Origin of the sequence: Nostoc sp. UHCC 0252, assembly GCF_034931145.1 — a bacterium.
Classification (GTDB): domain Bacteria; phylum Cyanobacteriota; class Cyanobacteriia; order Cyanobacteriales; family Nostocaceae; genus Nostoc.
The window spans coordinates 72,345-91,818 of record NZ_JAYGHE010000008.1; the positions used below are offsets into that span (position 1 = coordinate 72,345).

The window sequence follows — 19,474 nt, forward strand, 5'->3', positions numbered from 1 at the left end:
TCCATTACCCGGATCTTTCTCAACATTTGCGAGAGTATTCACTCACGTTTTTTCTAACCCTGATTCGTTCGTTGTTAATTCTCAATAAAAACCTAATTTTAGCGAGAATATTAAGAGCCAATTTGTCAAGTATGTCTCACACCTCAGTGTTGAAGATGCCTACAAAACAAGGGTTTCAAGATTGTAAAGAAAGATGTGACTAATGGATAGCCTTGTAGGGGAGAGGTTTGGAGAGAGGCTACGAGTGTATTACACCCGATCGCAAATTACTTTAAAACCCTTATTAAGAAATTGAGTATGAACCCACGCCAAGTACAAGAATTATCTGCTCAGTCTAACGATTCTGGTTTTACGATCATTGAATCGCTTGTGGCGATCCTCGTAGTTGCCATTTTGCTAGTAGCGATCGCACCTGTCCTAGTAATGTCAACAGCAACTCGTGTGCAAGCTAAACGGGTGGAATTGGCAACAGGAGCGGCTAAAGCCTTTATTGATGCTATTAAGTCTAAAACAATCTCCGAAGACAAAGTATCAAATACTACCTTGCTTAGTGCTGCAACCTCTGCTGCACCTAGAACAGTATCAAGCTCAACTACCAGTGGTGACTATTTAATCAGCAGTGCAGGTGTTCCCGCAGACGCAACTAGTTTGTATTGCTTTCACAATAATGGCAAAATAAATCTACCAAGCGACTGTACAACCTACAAAACAACCAGTCCAGTTCAGTTTTACATTCAGGCTTTTGGCAATGCAGTTCTAACTATCAACACAAGTAGCACTCAAATTGATAGCGGTCAAAGCTATCGTTTGGGAGTTAGAGTATACCGTTCAGATGCCTTCGTCGATTCTGGCAGCTTGAAAAAAGGTAGTGATAGCAATGGAAAAACAGCAGCAACATTCACAGGGGGACTAGGCGATCGCAAAGCACCACTAGTAGAAATGACAACTGAAATTGTCAGGGGTCAAAGCTCGTATAGCGCTTTGTGCGATCGACTTGGTGGCTGTCAACCTCCCCCATAAAATTAACCCGTTAAACATAAATAATTTCATGATTCAGTATTCGGTAACAAAGGAGAACTTGTAGCAAAATGAATATATTGAGGTGGCTGTTAAGTAGTCAGCTAAAACCCTCTCATAAGCAAAATAAAAATAGTGGCTTTACCCTGATTGAATTATTGGTGGCTATGCTCATTGCATTTTTAGTAATTACGCCGTTACTAAGTTTTATGATCAGTATTTTAAACACTGATGGTCAGGAACAAGCTAAAGCGAACTCTGAGCAAGAAATTAAAGCTGCACTAGATTATATTACTCGCGATCTCCAACAAGCAATATATATATATGATGCTACTGGAATTGCTTGTCTAAGCGGTACTGTTGATACTAGTATCGCTAACACTTGCCCAAATGCAAGTACAACTGGGAATCAACTACCTAACGGAACAGATAAAGTTCCTGTGCTTGTTTTTTGGAAACGAGTATTAGTTAATCAAGCAATTACAATTACAGGCACTCAAAAAGATGATACTTTTGTTTACTCATTAGTTGCCTACTATTTAATTAAAGACACTAGTCCTAGTACTACTTGGTCTAACGCTGCCCGCATCGCTAGATGGGAAATTAAAGATGGCGTTCCAAATACTGCTGCTACACCAGGTGATTGCCCTGGATTTGCTGCAACCGACAAATATCTCCCATGTCCAGATAGAGGTTTTAAACCATTTGACTTGTCACAAAAGGGCATAACATTACAAGCAAAAATGAATAGCTGGGCAGGAGGGGGAAGTTACACTCAAGATCCCTTAGTTTTGGTCGATTTTATAGATCAAACAACAATAGCACAGGGAGCGCCAGCAGTAACATGCTCTACTGGCTTTAGTCAAGTTCCAGTAGCAGCAACTATTGCCAGAACAGGATTTTATGCTTGTATAAATTCGGTTGGCACAGATAATAGAAGTGCTGCGGAAGTTTATTTAAGAGGTAATGCACAAGCTCGTCTCATACAAAATGATGAGACTAAAGTACGTTACGCGCAGAGCAAATCTAGTTATTTTCCAAGTGCAAACATTAAGGTTCAAGGAAGCAGCTTCATTTTTACCAAATAGCTTCTATCTTTGATAAATATTTAAGAAAAGCAGGATAGTATGCCGAATATTCTTAGTTTAAAACTATTAGATTCTTTGCAGTTGCACAGCCAAAAAACAAAGCTAAAGCAGCAATATTTAGCAAATAGATCCTTTCCTAATGACTACAATCAACAAGATGCTGGATTTAGTCTTATAGAGTTAACAGTAGTGCTGCTGTTAGTAGGAATTTTAGCAGCGATCGCAGCTCCTGGTTGGGTTGCTTTTGTGAATCGACAACGCTTGAATAAAGCTCAAGATGCTGTTTTCGCTTCCATACAGCAAGCACAGCAAACAGCTAAAAAGAACAAACTTAGCTACAGTGTCAGTTTTACAACTGATAGCACCACCAATTTAGTAAAAGTTGCTGTTTATCCCAGTTCCTCTGCTATTCTCTTAAGTGACAATAGATGGCAAAGCTTGGGCGGAGATTTACAAATTCCAGCAGGCTCAGTGTTGTTGAGTAGTAACATTATTAGTCCAAACACAATTGGTACATTATCCTCTAGAGCATACGATTCGACTAACCAAGCAAACACTATTACCTTTGACTATATGGGTACTCTTACTTTTACCACAACCCCAACATCACCAAACGCACTAGGTTTAAAAATTGTGCTGGCTTCTGCTGGAAGTTCTGTATCATCCTCTAATAGCTTAAAGCGATGCCTCATCGTCAATACTCTCTTAGGCGCAACTCTTAAGAAAAAAGATAGTGACTGCAATTAAATTCACTTGTAGCAGTAAAATATAAAAGATACCTATAAATACGGTATATAAAACGGCAAAAGAGATAGCAAAATTGATAGAGAAGTTACTGTATGACTTATTTTACATATTTGACTGATTATTAACTACCAGGAAGAATTTGTAATATATTCTCGTATGTTCATTACTTGAGCATACTATAAAGAGCATCACATCACACTTAGAAATATAATTTTAGAGCAATGAACAATTGCCTTGACTTTACTGTAGCTATCCCAACTTATAACGGTGAAAGTCGTTTACCTGAACTACTAGAGCGACTAAAAAATCAACTTCACACAGAAAATTTATCTTGGGAAATTATAGTTGTAGATAATAACAGCACTGACAATACAGCTAAAGTTGTTCAAGCCTATCAAGAAAATTGGCAGTGTTCTTACCCTTTAAAATATTGCTTTGAAGCAAAACAAGGTGCAGCTTATGCCCGAAAAAAGGCAGTTACAGAAGCTAAAGGTACATTAATAGGTTTTCTAGATGATGACAACTACCCAGTATCAAATTGGGTATTTGCAGCTTATAATTTTGGTGAAAAGTACCCCAAGGCGGGAGCTTATGGCAGCCAAATTCATCCTGACTGGGAAGTAGAACCACCAGAAAACTTTCAGCGAATTGCCCCATTCTTAGCAATTACAGAGCGGGGTAACTTACCATTATTATACGAACCATCCAAAAAATTACTACCTCCCTCTGCCGGACTTGTTGTCCGTAAACAAGCATGGTTAGAAAGTGTCCCAGATAAGTGTATTTTAACTGGGAGAGTTCAGGGTAATATGCTTACCAGTGAAGACTTAGAAATGTTGTCTTATATCCAAAAATCAGGATGGCAAATTTGGTATAACCCAGAAATGGAAATATCCCATAGAATCCCTAGTTCCCGGTTACAAAAAGACTATTTAATTCCCTTTTTTAGAGGTATTGGACTTAGCCGTTATGTAACTAGAATGGTTAACATAAAACAGGTATATAGACCAATTGCTCTTTTACCTTATATGATAAATGACCTACGTAAAATCGCTTTACATTTACTAAAATATCGAACTAAGCTAAAACAAGATTTGGTAGCTGCTTGCGAAATGGAACTTTTTTTTAGTAGTTTCATTAGCCCCTTTTATCTTTGGAAAAATGGATATTTTAAAAAATAAATTATCAAAGCGTTAAGCATTATGATTATGACCCAATTATCAGTTGAAAGCTTAGATGTTAGCGTAGCTATCCCTGCCTATAACGGAGCAACCCGTTTACCTAAAGTTTTGGATAAGCTATTGACCCAGATAGGAGTAGAAAAACTTAACTGGGAAATTATTATTGTAGATAACAATAGTTCTGATAACACATTTGAAATAATCCAGAACTACCAAAAAATATGTAATGGTAACTGTCATTTAAGATATTTTTTAGAAACTGAACAGGGAGCAGCTTTTGCTCGACTGCGGGCAGTACGTGAAGCAAGAGGTGAACTCATAGCGTTTTTAGATGATGATAACTTACCTGCTCCTGATTGGTTAGCCCAAGCATATACCTTTGGATTAGAGCATCCTCAAGCAGGTGCTTGGGGCGGACAGATTCATGGAGACTTTGAGGTAAAGCCACCAGAAAATTTTGAAAGAATTCAAGCTTTTTTAGCTATCAGAGAACATGGCTCGAATCCGTATTTATTTGATGCAGAGAACTTAAGACTTCCTCCTGGGGCGGCGCTTGTTGTCAGGAAACAAGTATGGTGTGAAAATGTACCACAACGGCCGACTTTAAGCGGAAAATTACCTGGGATTTTGGTGCAGGGTGATGACTATGAACCATTGCTTTATATACATTATGCAGGCTGGCAAATTTGGTATAATCCTACCATGCATACTTATCATCAAATACCGCATTGGCGGCTAGAAAAAGATTACCTACTAACTCTGGCGCGTGGCTGTGGTTTGTGTGTTTTTCAGCTACGCTTGATAAATACTAAAAATTGGCAAAAACCAATAATTTTTGTAAAAACTATTTTAGGAAATTTACGCCGAGTATTACAGCACCTAATTCACTATAGGGGGCAATTGAAAACTAATCTAATTGCTCTTTTTGAGATAGAGTTTTACTTGGCTAGTATGATGAGTCCTATTTACTATTTAAAATGTAATTTAGGCAGAGGATTAAAAAATTAAATTAGCCCACTAATAATGATTAAACCTAGCTCCGAACCACCAAAAATCTCTGTAATTATACCTGCTTATAATAGTGAAAAAACTATTAAACAAACTATCGAATCTGTTCTAAATCAAACTTTTAGCGATTTAGAATTAATTATAATTAATGACGGTTCTCAAGACTCAACTTTAGAAGTTATTACACAATTTTCCGACTCACGAATAAAAGTCTTTTCTTTTCCTAATGCTGGCGGAAATGTTAGCCGTAATAGAGGTTTACACCTTGCGGCTGGAGAATTTGTTAGTTTTTTAGATGCGGATGATATTTGGACACCTGATAAACTTCAGTCTCAATTAAAGGCTCTGCAAGAAAACGTTACTGCCAAAGTTGCTTACAGTTGGACTGACTATATTGATGAAAATGGTGAATTTGTACTTTCAGGCAAGCGCGTTAATGTTAACGAAAATGTCTATGAAAATTTGTTACTAAGTAACTTTCTAGAGAATGGTTCCAATCCCTTAATTTGTAGAAAATCTTTAATTACATTAGGTGGCTTTGACGAATCTTTAAAGGCGGCTCAGGATTGGGATATGTGGCTAAGATTAGCTTCTAAGTTTAATTTTATATGTGTACCATCTGTACAAATATTATATCGTATTAGTAGTAATTCCGTATCTTCCAATCTTATCAGACAGGAAAAATCCTGTTTGCAAGTGCTTGAAAGAGCATATAAAGAAAGACCTTCTCTACAAGAGACTACACTAACAACAATTAAAAATAGTTGGAACATCAGCCTAGCAAATTTATATAAATACTTGACATGTAAAGCCTTGCAGGAGCCATTTACTCGACAGAAGGGTTTAGCCTCAGCTAGATTTTTGTGGAAGTATTTTATTCACGAGCCATCAAAGCTGAAAAACATAAACTTCGCATCTAAATTATTAGTTAAAATTGTCATAATGCTTATAATGCCAACTCTCCTCTACAGTATTACTAAGCAACGCGAAGTAAAAACTCAAGAAACTAAAATATTGCTCAATAGTTAGATATATAGCTGAACAAAGACCACAAAATAGATATACAGGTGCAGTTACCGTTTCTAGTTAATGCAAAAAAATCCCTTTAATAAGCATTCTAGTAGTGGTTTTACTCTACTAGAAACTTTAGTAGTTATTTTATTAATTAGTATATTGGCCACCGTGGGAATATCCAGTTGGCTAGCTTTTGTGGACACTCAACGCCTCAACACTGCCCTAAACCAAGTTTACCTTGCTATGCAGCAAGCTCGAAGCCAAGCCAGTAAAGAAAAGTTGACTTGGCAAGCCAGCTTTCGTGAGCAAAACGGCATTATTCAATGGGCGATTCACCCTGCTACAGTAAACTCATCTGCGGCTAACTGGAATAACCTAGATTCCAACGTGCGTTTAGATTCTGAGACAACCTTGCAACTGTCAAATAACATACGCAAAGTCCAATTTGACTACAGAGGTAATTCTCAAAATTTAGGACGGATTACGCTATCCAGTAAGTCTGGTGGTAAAGTTAAGCGTTGTGTTATTATTTCAACGATTTTAGGCACAATGCGAACTGCAAAGGAGCATACTACAACCAATGACGGTAAGTATTGCTATTAATATATTTCTTGTTGATTCAAACAAGGTATTTTGTGCTGAACTTACCAGTAAGGTCAAAACAGCGCCTGATTATTTTTACTCGCTATCCAGAACCAGGTAAGACAAAAACCCGATTGATACCTGCTTTGGGAACTGTTGGTGCTGCCAATCTTCAACGGGAGATGACTGAACATACAATATTTCAGGTTCAAGAATTGCAAAAAGTCATTGACATAACTGTGGAAGTGCGGTTTTCAGGTGGCGATTTGCAACTAATGCAAGATTGGCTAGGGTCGGATTTAGTATACCAGTCTCAAGGTGAAGGAGATTTAGGTTCGCGGATGGCGCGATCGCTTTTCGATGCTTTTCAATCTGGTGCAGAAAATGTAATTATCATCGGTACAGATTGTCCTGGAGTAAATGCCCAGATTTTAACGGCAGCGTTTGAAAAGTTACACGCTTTTGACCTCGTACTTGGGCCTGCGATCGACGGTGGATATTACTTAATTGGTTTGCGTCAACTCATCCCGGAGTTATTCGTTAACATCGAGTGGGGAACTGCTCAAGTATTTCAGAAAACCGTGGAAATTGCCCAGAAACTTCATTTATCATACGTGAACTTGTTGCCTTTAGCTGATGTTGACCGACCAGAGGATCTGCCCATTTGGGAACAAGCCTTTGCAGAGGAGATAAAAGAGATATAGCTATTTTTATATGGATGCAAAACTACCAGGGGCGCACATTTGTGCGCCCCTACAAAATGCCTATATTACGACCGATTGAAAACTGTAATCAGGGAAAATCGGGTCATTAATGAGCCTTTTATTTAGTTACAGATTATACTTGTAACCTAAAACACTCGGAATTTTCTGAAGACACCATACATAACAAATGTTACTGTGGCCTAGTTGAAAACCAAGAGGCAGAGAGCTTTTATCAGTATTGAATCTACTTTGTATTTCTACACAATAGTCACGGTCATGGGCACAATATTTAAGTAACTTGAAATATGAAAATCACTCATATTCACCGCCAGTTTGAAAAACTATGGTTAACCGTTTTACTTCCGTGAGTACTGCCCTCACAGTTAAGGTAGTTGGAATAATTTGCATTTTGTCCTTTTTTGTTGACTTTTTGATTCTATTGTTACCCTTTCAACCGACTGATCGGGTATGGCAAATCAACTTAGCAACAGCGCTAGTTGATCGGGGGATTGTTCCTCTGGTAGGGCTGGGGCTGCTATTTGCTGCCTATTGGATTGAAAACTCTGATGCAGGAAGCGATCGCCCCCAAGGGATCGATTTAAGATTTCCCGCCGCGATTATCTCAAGTATTTTAGGGTTAATGTTCTTGCTGATTTTTCCCCTGCACCTGAATAACGTCAATCAAGCTAAGACTCAAACACTCAATCGAATCACCCAAGAAGCAGATCAGGCAGAAGCTCAACTGAACACTCGGTTGACGCAATTGCAAGCACAACTGAATACTGAGCAAGGAAAAGCTCAACTAGATCAACTGCGAACCCAAACCAAAGCTCAGTTTAGCGAAATCCTCAAAGACGATCAAAGATATAAGCAAGCGCTTGAAAGCTCTCAAATTCCCGCAAATATCAAAGAGTTACTGAAGAAAGCTAAAACAGATCCCCAAGCACTTGAGAAAGCTATCGAACAACAAACAGATATTCAGACGCTACGAACTCAACAACTGAGCCAAGTTCGTCAGCGCAGAGAAGATGCACAACAACAAGCTAAAGATACTGCTTGGAAGTCTGGACTGCGGATTGGAATTAGCAGTTTGCTGTTATCCATTGGTTACATTATCATCGGCTGGACAGGCTTAAGAGGTATGGGTGCTGCACAAGGTGGTAAACCTAGAGCTACTACCCGTTAGTCTACTATTGGCATGGCAGTAAGACGTATACCAAAAATTATGAACGGTTATACTGCCATGCGCCTAATAGCTAATAACAATAAAAATCGCTATAAAACTTGGGTAATGTTCTCAATTTACATACTGACATATAACGAAGAACTAGATATTGCTGCCTGTATCGAATCAGCGATGCTATCGGATGACATTATTGTTGTGGATTCATGCAGTAGCGATCGCACTGTGGAAATTGCCAGTAGCTATCCCATCCGCGTTGTCCAGCACGCTTTTGAAAGCCACGGCCGCCAACGTACTTGGATGTTAGAATCTATTCCCCCTAAGCACGAATGGGTTTATATTCTCGAAGCTGATGAGCGGATGACACCAGAACTTTTTGCAGAATGCGAAAAAGCCAGTCAAAATCCCGATTACATTGGTTACTACGTGGCTGAACGTGTCATGTTCATGAATCATTGGATTCGTTACAGCACTCAGTATCCCCGTTACCAAATGCGCCTCTTCCGCCACGGTAAAGTCTGGTTTACAGACTACGGCCATACTGAGCGGGAAGTATGTGAGGGTGCAACTAGCTTTTTAAAGGAAACATACCCGCACTACACTTGTAGCAAAGGTTTGAGCCGTTGGATTGATAAGCATAACCGTTATTCTACAGATGAAGCTCAAGAAACGCTGTATCAGCTAGAACAGGGAAAGGTTAACTGGCAAGATTTATTCTTTGGCAAATCGGAAGTTGAAAAACGCCGTGCCTTAAAAGATTTGTCTTTACGTTTACCTGCTAGACCGTTGCTACGCTTTTTATATATGTATTTTATGTTAGGCGGCTGTTTAGATGGACGCGCTGGACTTGCTTGGTGTACATTGCAGGCATTCTACGAATACTTGATTTTGCTTAAAGTCTGGGAAATGAAGTATCTACCAAAACCTAATTTAGAGGTGGCAGCAATTCTGGCACAAGAGAGTCCACAACAGTTACAAGTACAAGGTGCGGATTCGGAAACTACACAGGCTGATATGGTGTAAAAAAGGCTGGAGATTAGAGGATTTTCAGTCAAATCAACAAGCAGCGATCGCAAAATCAGAATATTTAGAAGTGGGGTAGTACAGCTAGCTGTGCTACCCCACCGCGTTCTATCTTTATAGGACTTACGCAAACCTACTCACAGTAGGGACACTTCATGAATTGTTCCCACCGGAAAATCAAGGTTTAAGCTATTTTTTGCGTAAGTCCTGATTTAAACAAAACTACCATAATAAATTAATATTTTTAACAGACCATTTTCATAAAAGGCGCTCTGATCAAAAGCGACTGACCATATAACCTAGCGGTACTTTCACAATCGTAAGCAGCTTTTGACTGAGCGCGATAGATTAGTAATACCTAATGACTTGCAACAATCATTTACAAGTCTTACAAGGAAAAGTAACATCCTCTGAGAATAACTAGCCGCCATCGGATTGGTTGACATCTATATGTACGCTTGTAGCAAAATACCTATTTTCAGCACAAACTACGTGTTTTTACGGTAGCAGCCAACCTGCTACCGTTTGAGATAGTTACTTGCGGTAAAAATTGCTTCAAGTAAAACCTTTGCTATTTAACGAATCTGCTGGTATGGATCCCAATAAAAAAAGTTCCTCTAGCTTAAAACAGGAGAATCGGGGCTTGGTAATCGATCGCCTAAAACAGGACTTAAAAAACGACCTGATTGCTGGTTTGTTGGTAGTAATTCCCCTAGCAACCACTATCTGGCTGACAATTACCATTGCGACTTGGGTAATTAACTTTCTCACCCAAATTCCCAAACAACTCAATCCCTTTGATGGATTAAACCCAATTTTAGTAAATTTGCTGAACTTGTTAGTAGGTTTGGCTGTACCACTACTAAGTATATTGTTGATGGGTTTGATGGCTCGCAATATTGCTGGACGGTGGTTGCTAGATTTTGGTGAGCGGTTTTTACAGGCAATTCCCTTAGCAGGACAGGTATACAAAACTCTCAAACAGCTTTTAGAAACAATATTAAAAGATTCTAATGGCAAGTTTCGCCGGGTTATTTTGGTAGAGTATCCCCGTCGAGGAATTTGGGCGATCGCTTTTGTTACTGGCGCAATCAGCAGTGATATCCAAGCCCAGATGTCTCGCCCCGTCCTAAGTGTTTTTATTCCCACTACCCCAAATCCAACTACTGGATGGTACGCAGTTGTTCCTGAAGACGAGGTGGTTAACCTCTCCATGTCCATTGAAGACGCTTTTAAAATAGTTGTATCAGGTGGCATTGTCGCCCCCAATCCTACTTTGGTTTTCCCCCAAGAATCCACATTAGAAGTGAAACACGACGAAATCAAGCGACAGGTTATTTCCGTTGAAGAAACTTAAAATCATCAATCTGGCAAAGTCACAAGCAAATGCGTAATGTTGTTGTTTGACTGTGCCAAAATTGATAAACTTGTAAGTTTGCCCCACCAGTTAATCAGTTCTCGCACAATCACCCCTGACTTTTATGCAACCTCGTAAACCCCAGCAAATTGCTCGTGAATTGGCGCTTTTAAGCCTTAGCCAATTGCCAGTAAACCCAAAAAAATTAGATGCCTTACCAGACGATCAATTAGTATCCAAATTGGTGCTAGGAGCAGTACGCACCCTGACTTCAGAAGTGCAAGATACCCTGGATAATGCCGCAGGGGAACTGCAACGCAGTAACGATCGCCTTTTAAGTAGCCAAACTCGGGCCTCCGACCTCAATTCTGCCAGAACAATGCTTCAAGAAGCGATCGCTTGCACCCAAACAGCAATTAATCAATTGGGTACAGCAGTTGATTTCCCGGAATTGATTCAGCTAGCTAATCAGGATAAGGGAGTCCGTAATTACGCTAAAGAGCTTGTGATTACCGTCAACGAAAATCGCCACATTATAGATGAACTCATTTCTACTGCCTTAGTAGATTGGCAAGTAACTCGCCTCGCCCAAATTGACCGCGATATCCTGCAAATCGCTGTGGCAGAAATGAAGTTCTTAGGAGTTCCAGACAGCATTGCTATCAACGAAGCTGTAGAGCTAGCCAAACGCTACAGTGGAGACGACGGTCATCGGTTTATTAACGGTGTTTTGCGCCGAGTTACTGAGCAGAAAAAAACAGCATAATAGCGTACCTGAATTCGTAATTCCTATACTGCGATGGAGAAAAGTCTTAGCCGCTTCTGCGGCTTCCTCCAAGCGGAAATTTCTTTATTACTCGACTGGAGGGGAACCTACTGTTGTACCGATTCTCCTCAAACTGGCGGTGAAAGGTGAGGATAACCGGGAAGTTTTTACCCCAAGAAAAAGTGCAAAGTTAAATTAAACTCATAACTTATAACTTATCGAACAGAATTCAGGAGTCAGGAGTCAGAATTCAGTTGGGTATTCTGTATGACTGGCGGATAGCGCCGGCGGCAAGCGAGGAACAAGCGTCGCGTCTGAATAACCGGCGTTTTTGCACCCCTACTAAATCGTATATTTGGTGGTGCAACAATTCAGTGGCGGGCCTGAATCTCCGACTGATAGCGAGTCTTGCCTACGGCACGCCAAGGGCGAACGAGCGTCTTGATTCTGAATTCTGAATTCTGGATTCTGCATTCTTCTTCAAAACTCATATAACTAATATTGCTGCAATGGTTTTTAATTGGTTCCGCCGTCAATATAACGATTCCTCTCAAACTCCCTCTGATAAAAAACAGGGAGAAGCTACTCCTGTTCAAGAACCCCAACCAGAGCCAGCCGAAACCTCAACTGCTGAAACTGCACCAGACACAACGGCAGACTTGTTGGCTTTTGCGAAAGCTGCCTACAAAAATATTCAGCAAAAACAACAGACTGAGGTAGTAGAAACCCCACCTGATTCAGAAAATGCCTCGGCAGAACCTGAAACTGTAGAAACGGCAACTGCGGAAATCACTGAATCAGAAACAACTGAAGAACCTGTTAGTACAACCCTAGAAACAGAACAGCCAGAAGTTATCCAAGTAGTTACTGAGGAAGAAAGTACAGAAGATTCCTCAGTAGTTGCGATCGCTGAAGCAGATATCGAAAGCCCAGAAATAACGGCAAATGAAGTTGAACAAACCCCCACACCGGAGGCAACCCAGCCAACAGCACCAGCGAGTTTATCCTTCTTAGAGCGAGCGGCGGCAGAACGGCAAGCAAAACTGGATCAACTAATAGCCACCGCCATAGAAGTCCCAGAACCAGAGACAGTAACGCCAGTAGCTACAACTTCGGAGATAGGAGAGGAAATTCCTGGACTGGTATTTGATGATGGGTTTGTCTGGTCAGCCAAAGTTTTAGCAGCTCAAGGTAGAAATCCCGAAGACGTTTCTATTGAAGAAATTACCTGGTTGAAAAAGCTCCGGCAAGGGTTAGACAAAACTCGCCGGAGCATTCTCAACCAACTGAAGGCGATCGTTGGTCAAGGGCCGCTTAACCAAGCTGCTGTAACAGAAATTGAGGCATTGCTTTTGCAAGCTGATGTGGGTGTAGAGGCAACAGACTTTATTATCAATGCCCTACAGACAAAACTTCGAGAAGAAGTTACTGCACCGGAAGAAGCGATCGCTTATCTGAAAAAAATTCTCCGGGATATGCTGGATGCACCGAGCAAAACATCCAACAAAGCTAGTTTTACCCCAGAAAAAGAAACCTTGAACATTTGGTTAATCACTGGGGTGAATGGTGCTGGTAAAACTACCACCATCGGCAAAATTGCCCACTTGGGGCAAAAATCTGGTTATAAATGCTTGATTGGGGCAGCAGACACCTTCCGCGCCGCCGCCGTGGAACAGGTGAAGGTTTGGGGTAGTAGAAGTGGTGTAGAAGTAATTGCCAATCCCGGAAAAAATACAGATCCGGCAGCAGTTGTGTTTGATGCGATCGCAGCTGCCCAATCGCGGCAAACAGAATTACTTCTAGTAGACACTGCTGGGCGACTGCAAAATAAGAAAAATTTAATGGACGAACTCGGTAAAATCCGCCGCATTATCGACAAAAAAGCTCCAAATGCCAAAGTGGAATCGTTATTGGTTCTAGATGCCACTTTAGGCCAAAATGGACTACGGCAAGCCGAAGTTTTCTCCCAAGCTGCCCAATTGAGTGGCGTTGTCTTAACTAAACTAGATGGCACTGCTAAAGGCGGTGTTGCCCTAGCTGTTGTGCAACAGCTAGGTTTACCAATTCGTTTTATTGGTGCTGGCGAAGGAATTGAAGACTTACGCCCCTTTTCAAGCTATGAGTTTGTCGAAGCTCTTTTGAGCGGCTAATTGAGCAATTAGGATTTAAAAATTTTTCTTGACAAATTGATAAATTTAGGGATAACTGATCTGGTATTATCACTTGAGCTAACTAGAAACAGTCTAAGTCCTAAAATCAGAAGTTTGTCATAATAAATGGGTTACTTTTGCTAGAATTTCAAGCTAATGTCCTCTTTTAAGCCCATGAAGGGCTTTTGTGTGTAGCAGCAACGTTGCTACACACGAAAACCCATAAACTAACCAAGCTTGATTTAAGCGCTGATAGAGGTTTTCACTCAAAAGACTTCTATTTTCCTAGTTTCCTATACCCAAATAGTCACTCTGAAAGCGTTATAAATTATTCTTTTAATAAAGTATTTTTATGACTTTAGAGATATGCTTTGGGAATTAAGTTATGAAAAAGTAAAACTTTCTGAACTGTGACCAAAACTAGTAATTTTTACGGGTTGGATTTTAACTAAAAATACATGGTTTGAAATGACTAATATTCCATCATAAATACAACAAGCAAATAAAATACTGATAAAAATTGCCTATTACGTCTTTATACTCTTGCTAAACTGACAAGTCTTGCCTAAATATGGTTTAGCAATAGAAAAGCCAAAAAGCTTATAAGTAATCTAAAATCTGCCAATATAAAGTGCAATAGTACCTGTGCCTGTGTCTCAACTGCCCTCTCAACCCACCGACAAAAATAGTAGTGCTACGACGGATGTCACACCAGTCGTAGCACTCAAAGAACTCGTGGCAAGGTTGCACCGGGAACAGAACAAAATTCAAGATTTGCTCAGTTCTTTAGGATTTGCCCTAAGAAGTTTCAATAATTTAAATCAGTTTTTGGAATTGATCCCGTTAATGGCAACAAGAGTGACAGATGCAGACGGTAGCGCCCTGTTTCTCTACAAACCTAATGGTCAAGTCAGGTTAGAACAGTTACATTGGCAAGATAGTGGTCAGCGCAAAAATATCCGCAAAGCGCTAGAAATAGCCAGCAGTCAAATCACGCTTTTGCCAAATACTGCCCCTCTAGCAAATGCGACGGGAATTTTGGATGACCAGATGCATCGCCATTTGGGGCCAGATGTACAAATTTTTGGTACGGCGATTCTGGTAAAGCATACAGAAAGGGGATGGCTCTATGTATTGAGCCGCGATCCAGAATATAGTTGGACAGAAACTAGGCAAAAGTTAGTTAGATTAGTTGCAGACCAAACAGCAGTGGCGATCGAAAACGATGAACTAGCTGTAGAACTAAGAAAAAAAGAACGCCTAGATCAAGAACTAGAAATTGGCGCAGAAATTCAACGGCGACTTCTGCCACGTCAATGTCCTACAATTCCCGGTGCAGTCCTAGCAGCGCGTTGTAAACCTGCCAATCGCGTTGGCGGAGACTATTACGATTTTATTGCTACCAATCAGAATAAGATTCGGCCCAAGATTAAAGGCGATACAGAAACTAGTCGCTGGGGTTTGGTAATTGGAGATGTTATGGGCAAAGGTGTCCCTGCTGGGCTGATTATGACCATGATGCGGGGAATGCTAAGGGGAGAAGTGCTACATGGTAATTCCCCAGCAAGAATTCTGCAAAACTTAAATAGAGTTATGTATGCGGATTTGGAAAATTCTCACCGTTTTGTAACGCTATTTTACTCAGAATATAATCCCCATAGCCGAATTTTGTCTTATAGCAATGCAGCACACAATCCTCCCTTGTGGTGGCACGCAGCCACGAAAACTGTTAGCCGTTTAGATACTCTAGGAATGCTCATCGGTTTGGACGCTAACAGCCAATATGAAGATGCTCAGGTACAGTTAGAGCCTGGGGATACAATTATTTACTATACAGATGGCTTGACCGATGCGGCGGCGGCTGGTGGCGATCGCTTTGATGAAGATAATTTTGTCGCTGGCTTCAATACGGCTTGCAAGTACTGCAACGGCCCAGAGGAGATTGTAGATTATTTATTTGACCAAGTTCAGCAGTTCATCGGTGCTGATAAGCAAAACACTGATGATATGACACTAGTTGTTCTGCAAATTTCATAGTTTGTATCTAAAACTACAATCTAAGAGTGGTTCGGTAACTGAGCATTCACTCACTAAATTTAATTTTTAATTTATTTTTTCTTTTAATTTCCGTTGCGATCGCCCAAATAGTCGGACATCAACCTTTTTTCAGGACTTGTTTATATTTAGCCTTTCGGATCATACATAAAAAATGATCCTTAGAATACATTTCTATTTAAGTAAAAACTATATATTTTGCACATCTAGCACAGTAGGAAACGTCAAGGGAGAGCGCAGGCAAAAAGTAAAATGTACAAGGTAAAAAGTAAAAAGTAAATATACTTCTTCATTTTTGCTTTCTTTCCATCCTTGTCACGCAAGCATTTAGCCTGCCCCCTCTTGGCGTTTTAATTTTTCTTTTCTCCGCCGTAGCAAGTTCACAACAGTTACGACGGAGTTTTGTTTTCTTTGTTTCTCAGGTTAATATTTAGTTCTTCTAATACCAATTCTGTATGAAGATGCGCTAAACCATAAGTATAAGAAAGAAAAACGAACCGCAATCGCGCAGCGTCTCGTCAGAGAAGGACGCAAAGGACACGAAGAAAGAAAGAAAGAAATTAAAAGAGTTTAGTGCAGCCTCATAAAGAAATGGTATAAACTCTCTTGGGATTTAAGCTAATAACCTTGATTTAATAATTTGTCAAAATATTTCTGAAAAGATTTTAGTTAAAAAATTCCCAATTAGAATGGTTATTCTTGCGCCCCAGCTTTTTGCAGACTCCGCACTATATTTTTATACCCATTAAATTCTGCAATCATCAAAGCAGTATAACCACCCCGGTTTTTCAAATTTACATCCGCCCCAGCTTGGAGTAATAACTGCACAATTTCGCTATAACCTCCTGATGCAGCCCACATCAGTGATGTCGCCCTCGCTGAGTCTTGAAAATTCACATCTGCCCCTTTTGCTAGCAGCAAATGTATGATCTCTGTGTGTTTGCGTTCGGTTGCTTTGATCAAAGCAGTTTTGCCATCGTCTCCTGGAGTGTTGGCATCAGCACCATAATCTAGCAGCACTTTTACTGTTTGGGTATGTCCTTGTGATGCAGCCAATGTCAAAGGTACTTCACCAAGATTTTTCCCATTAATATCTGCCCCAGAACACAGCAGTGCCTCGACAATTTTGCTATGTCCCTGCAACGCTGCTACAAGCAGTGGCGTATCACCCAGATGGTTCCTTATTTGGACATCTGCACCCTTATTAAGTAATACTTGCACGACATCAATGTAGCCTTCCACAACGGCAAGATGTAGGGCAGTTTCACCATCTTGGTCTTGAAGATTAATTTCAGCCCCTCGATCTAGTAAAGCTGCTGCGATCGCACTTTGTCCACTTGCTGCTGCTGCCGATAATGCAGTTCCACCATCAGCATTTTTCAGATTCACGTCAGCCCCTGCTGCTAACAGTGCTTCCACAACCTCCAGATGCCCCAAGTCTGCCGCTAATGTTAAAAGTGTCTCACCCTCCTCATCTCTGATATTGACATCAACACCAGTTTGGATTGCTTGTAAAACTTCTATGTTTCCCTGCTTAATGGCGAGTTTCAAGGCAGTGTCATCATCTTTATCGGCGATATTCACCTTCGCACCAGCAGCCAACAAGATTCGCACTACATCGATATGACCTTTGAGGACTGCTGCCATTAAAGCTGTGCTGCCATCTTCATTAGTGGCATTAACATCAGCACCTCTGGATAGTAAAAGCTGCAAAATGTCAAGTTGTTTAGCACTAGCCGCCAACATCAAAGCCGTCAAACTATAGAGTTTTCTAGGCAAGTTGATATTTGCCCCAGCATCTAGGAGCGATCGCACAATTTCGGTGTAGCCTAAATTGGCAGCAAACATTAATGCCGTCGTGCCTTGGCGATCGCACGCATCTACCCTCGCACCAGCAGCCAGTAGCGCACACAGCCCCTTGATATCACCACTTTTCGCAGCTTTTAGCAGCAAAGTATCGTTGTTTTCAGTCATGAATGAGATCCCACACAGGGGTTTTGTTCGTCTACCCTCAAAACTCAGTCTGAGATTGTTTATGCACTTTGGCAAGAGGGTTATGCAATTAAAAATTGAAAATTAAAAATTAAAAATTAAGAAACGCAGTCTTGGCAAGCATTCTATCTATTGATTGGATGCAAATTAAAGGTAAGGGAGGCTTAACTCTTGTCTTCTCTCCTCATCCCTTAGACTCTTTTAATTTGTGCAACTTTAAACACAAAGAATAGAGTTATGCTAATTTTTATGAAGATTTAATAATTAGGTGAGAACACTATGAGTCTGGAACTTTCTGCGTCGGTGAAATATTGGCTGAATTTCTTCCATCCGGTGCTGATGTGGGCGCTATTAGTGCTTTCAATTTATGCTGCCTACTTGGGGCTGCAATTACAGCGTACCAGAAATGCTCAGGGGGAAGAAAAGAAAGAACTGATTAAAGGTAGATATAACGTCAGACACTACCAAATCGGGTCTATACTCTTAGGTTTGATGGTAGCAGGTGCAATTGGAGGGATGGGTGTCACTTACATCAACAATGGCAAGTTATTTGTCGGGCCTCACCTGCTGGCAGGACTAGGTATGACGGGTTTGATTGCATTTTCTGCTGCTTTGTCGCCTTATATGCAGAAAGGGGCAAATTGGGCACGTGCAACTCATATTCTGTTGAACTTTACCCTTTTGGGACTTTTTGCTTGGCAGGCTGTTACTGGCGTGCAAATTGTCCAAAGAATTCTCACTAAAGCTTAGTCATTTGTCCTTTGTCATTTGTCAAGTCTATGAGAAATGACAAAGGATTGTTAAATCAGTGCTTTTGTTTAAAATTAGCAGGAAGGGGTGTTTCCAAAGATTTCTGAAAATCTTGCTGAACTTTGCGGGTTAAGCGACGGGAGACTTGGCGGACGATTTGGTTAAGTAAGCGATCGCCTGTAGATTGAATTATAGATTTGGGTAATCGCTGAATAAACCGGGGAAAGTGCAAATCAACTACTAAATCTAATTCCCATTCAACTCTCGTAACCTCGCCGCTAGTGCAAGCATGATTTTCTATTAGCTGTAGAGATGCGCGATAGTCCACGTCATAACCAGGCGCTTGGTAATCAGGAATGGGTATTGTACGGATGCGGTAAATACCCTCCTCTGGAGGCAACAATTCCAAGCCGATTTTTGGTTCTACTTCATAACCAAAAGCACCAAAACGACCAATCACTAAAGCGTAGCCATTTTCCCCAAGTAATTGCACCTTCATAGGTTCAGCACAACGAGAAAACCATGAGGCGTGAGTATTAAGATACTCAGCAACCTTCCCTGCTGGAGCAGGCATTTCCATAAAATCTTGATAACGACCATAAAATTTTGTGATCGTTGCTACATTTGCTTCTGTTAATGTGTCCTTGGCTTCTTCTTGACCCGACGCTACAGGTAAAACTTCTTCTGTTATTTCCCAAGATTTATATTCGCCGTTTGTTGAAAGCATAAATGCATTACTGTATATTTTGGCGTTCTGTCTATATTAATAATTCCCCACGTTCCTGGGTCATTTCACACTAATATTCAATTTTGACCAAAACCTCATTAATCTGCCATCACCTCCATAGAATTACTAA

The 19,474-nt window shown here is 40.6% G+C and carries 17 protein-coding genes; 15 read left to right on the forward strand and 2 right to left on the reverse strand.

Going from position 1 to position 19,474, the window contains the following annotated elements:
* Positions 1-297 precede the first annotated feature (297 nt).
* From hpsB to VB732_RS07625, 14 genes are all read left to right on the forward strand, one after another.
* The gene (gene hpsB, locus VB732_RS07560) at positions 298-1,020 is read left to right on the forward strand and encodes a hormogonium polysaccharide secretion pseudopilin HpsB (protein ID WP_323230200.1); all 723 of its coding nucleotides are present in this window, start codon (positions 298-300) and stop codon (positions 1,018-1,020) included.
* A 68-nt stretch (positions 1,021-1,088) separates the two neighbouring features.
* The gene (gene hpsC, locus VB732_RS07565) at positions 1,089-2,105 is read left to right on the forward strand and encodes a hormogonium polysaccharide secretion pseudopilin HpsC (RefSeq protein WP_323230201.1); all 1,017 of its coding nucleotides are present in this window, start codon (positions 1,089-1,091) and stop codon (positions 2,103-2,105) included.
* Positions 2,106-2,144: 39 nt separating this feature from the next.
* Positions 2,145-2,852, forward strand: a complete 708-nt coding sequence (locus VB732_RS07570; protein ID WP_323230202.1) for a type II secretion system protein — start codon at positions 2,145-2,147, stop codon at positions 2,850-2,852.
* Positions 2,853-3,073: 221 nt separating this feature from the next.
* On the forward strand, positions 3,074-4,033 hold the full coding sequence (gene hpsE, locus VB732_RS07575) for a hormogonium polysaccharide biosynthesis glycosyltransferase HpsE (protein ID WP_323230203.1): 960 nt from the start codon (positions 3,074-3,076) through the stop codon (positions 4,031-4,033).
* A 27-nt stretch (positions 4,034-4,060) separates the two neighbouring features.
* Complete coding sequence (hpsE, locus tag VB732_RS07580; protein ID WP_323230204.1) at positions 4,061-5,041, forward strand: hormogonium polysaccharide biosynthesis glycosyltransferase HpsE; 981 nt, start codon at positions 4,061-4,063, stop codon at positions 5,039-5,041.
* Between the two features lie 15 nt (positions 5,042-5,056).
* Entirely contained in the window at positions 5,057-6,070 is a 1,014-nt protein-coding gene (locus VB732_RS07585; RefSeq protein ID WP_323230205.1) for a glycosyltransferase, read from the forward strand.
* Between the two features lie 60 nt (positions 6,071-6,130).
* On the forward strand, positions 6,131-6,658 hold the full coding sequence (locus tag VB732_RS07590; protein WP_323230206.1) for a type II secretion system protein: 528 nt from the start codon (positions 6,131-6,133) through the stop codon (positions 6,656-6,658).
* A 32-nt stretch (positions 6,659-6,690) separates the two neighbouring features.
* Entirely contained in the window at positions 6,691-7,341 is a 651-nt protein-coding gene (locus tag VB732_RS07595) for a TIGR04282 family arsenosugar biosynthesis glycosyltransferase (RefSeq protein WP_323230207.1), read from the forward strand.
* Positions 7,342-7,684: 343 nt separating this feature from the next.
* Complete coding sequence (locus VB732_RS07600) at positions 7,685-8,527, forward strand: HpsJ family protein (protein WP_323230208.1); 843 nt, start codon at positions 7,685-7,687, stop codon at positions 8,525-8,527.
* Between the two features lie 105 nt (positions 8,528-8,632).
* The gene (locus tag VB732_RS07605) at positions 8,633-9,547 is read left to right on the forward strand and encodes a glycosyltransferase family 2 protein (protein WP_323230275.1); all 915 of its coding nucleotides are present in this window, start codon (positions 8,633-8,635) and stop codon (positions 9,545-9,547) included.
* Positions 9,548-10,139: 592 nt separating this feature from the next.
* Positions 10,140-10,904, forward strand: a complete 765-nt coding sequence (locus tag VB732_RS07610; RefSeq protein WP_323230209.1) for a DUF502 domain-containing protein — start codon at positions 10,140-10,142, stop codon at positions 10,902-10,904.
* Positions 10,905-11,028: 124 nt separating this feature from the next.
* A complete protein-coding gene (nusB, locus tag VB732_RS07615) occupies positions 11,029-11,670 on the forward strand; it encodes a transcription antitermination factor NusB (protein WP_323230210.1) in 642 nt (213 codons plus the stop codon).
* Between the two features lie 509 nt (positions 11,671-12,179).
* Entirely contained in the window at positions 12,180-13,820 is a 1,641-nt protein-coding gene (ftsY, locus tag VB732_RS07620) for a signal recognition particle-docking protein FtsY (RefSeq protein WP_323230211.1), read from the forward strand.
* A 645-nt stretch (positions 13,821-14,465) separates the two neighbouring features.
* A complete protein-coding gene (locus VB732_RS07625) occupies positions 14,466-15,857 on the forward strand; it encodes a PP2C family protein-serine/threonine phosphatase (protein WP_323230212.1) in 1,392 nt (463 codons plus the stop codon).
* A 711-nt stretch (positions 15,858-16,568) separates the two neighbouring features.
* Here the strand turns inward: VB732_RS07625 and VB732_RS07630 are convergent.
* Positions 16,569-17,849, reverse strand: a complete 1,281-nt coding sequence (locus VB732_RS07630; protein WP_323230213.1) for an ankyrin repeat domain-containing protein — start codon at positions 17,847-17,849, stop codon at positions 16,569-16,571.
* A gap of 297 nt (positions 17,850-18,146) precedes the next feature.
* Here VB732_RS07630 and VB732_RS07635 point away from each other — a divergent pair, with 297 nt between their 5' ends.
* A complete protein-coding gene (locus VB732_RS07635; RefSeq protein ID WP_114080236.1) occupies positions 18,147-18,617 on the forward strand; it encodes a DUF4079 domain-containing protein in 471 nt (156 codons plus the stop codon).
* A gap of 55 nt (positions 18,618-18,672) precedes the next feature.
* Here the strand turns inward: VB732_RS07635 and VB732_RS07640 are convergent, their stop codons facing one another.
* Positions 18,673-19,344: a DUF1997 domain-containing protein gene (locus VB732_RS07640; RefSeq protein WP_323230214.1), complete on the reverse strand. Its 672-nt coding sequence runs from the start codon at positions 19,342-19,344 to the stop codon at positions 18,673-18,675.
* Positions 19,345-19,474: the final 130 nt, after the last annotated feature.

Excerpts from the sequence above, each read along its gene's own strand:
- hpsB (WP_323230200.1), top strand. The coding sequence starts at position 298 with ATGAACCCACGCCAAGTACAAGAATTATCTGCTCAGTCTAACGATTCT.
- hpsC (WP_323230201.1), top strand. The coding sequence starts at position 1,089 with ATGAATATATTGAGGTGGCTGTTAAGTAGTCAGCTAAAACCCTCTCAT.
- VB732_RS07570 (WP_323230202.1), top strand. The coding sequence starts at position 2,145 with ATGCCGAATATTCTTAGTTTAAAACTATTAGATTCTTTGCAGTTGCAC.
- hpsE (WP_323230203.1), top strand. The coding sequence starts at position 3,074 with ATGAACAATTGCCTTGACTTTACTGTAGCTATCCCAACTTATAACGGT.
- hpsE (WP_323230204.1), top strand. The coding sequence starts at position 4,061 with ATGACCCAATTATCAGTTGAAAGCTTAGATGTTAGCGTAGCTATCCCT.
- VB732_RS07585 (WP_323230205.1), top strand. The coding sequence starts at position 5,057 with ATGATTAAACCTAGCTCCGAACCACCAAAAATCTCTGTAATTATACCT.
- VB732_RS07590 (WP_323230206.1), top strand. The coding sequence starts at position 6,131 with ATGCAAAAAAATCCCTTTAATAAGCATTCTAGTAGTGGTTTTACTCTA.
- VB732_RS07600 (WP_323230208.1), top strand. The coding sequence starts at position 7,685 with ATGGTTAACCGTTTTACTTCCGTGAGTACTGCCCTCACAGTTAAGGTA.
- VB732_RS07605 (WP_323230275.1), top strand. The coding sequence starts at position 8,633 with ATGTTCTCAATTTACATACTGACATATAACGAAGAACTAGATATTGCT.
- VB732_RS07610 (WP_323230209.1), top strand. The coding sequence starts at position 10,140 with ATGGATCCCAATAAAAAAAGTTCCTCTAGCTTAAAACAGGAGAATCGG.
- nusB (WP_323230210.1), top strand. The coding sequence starts at position 11,029 with ATGCAACCTCGTAAACCCCAGCAAATTGCTCGTGAATTGGCGCTTTTA.
- ftsY (WP_323230211.1), top strand. The coding sequence starts at position 12,180 with ATGGTTTTTAATTGGTTCCGCCGTCAATATAACGATTCCTCTCAAACT.
- VB732_RS07630 (WP_323230213.1), bottom strand. The coding sequence starts at position 17,849 with ATGACTGAAAACAACGATACTTTGCTGCTAAAAGCTGCGAAAAGTGGT.
- VB732_RS07635 (WP_114080236.1), top strand. The coding sequence starts at position 18,147 with ATGAGTCTGGAACTTTCTGCGTCGGTGAAATATTGGCTGAATTTCTTC.
- VB732_RS07640 (WP_323230214.1), bottom strand. The coding sequence starts at position 19,344 with ATGCTTTCAACAAACGGCGAATATAAATCTTGGGAAATAACAGAAGAA.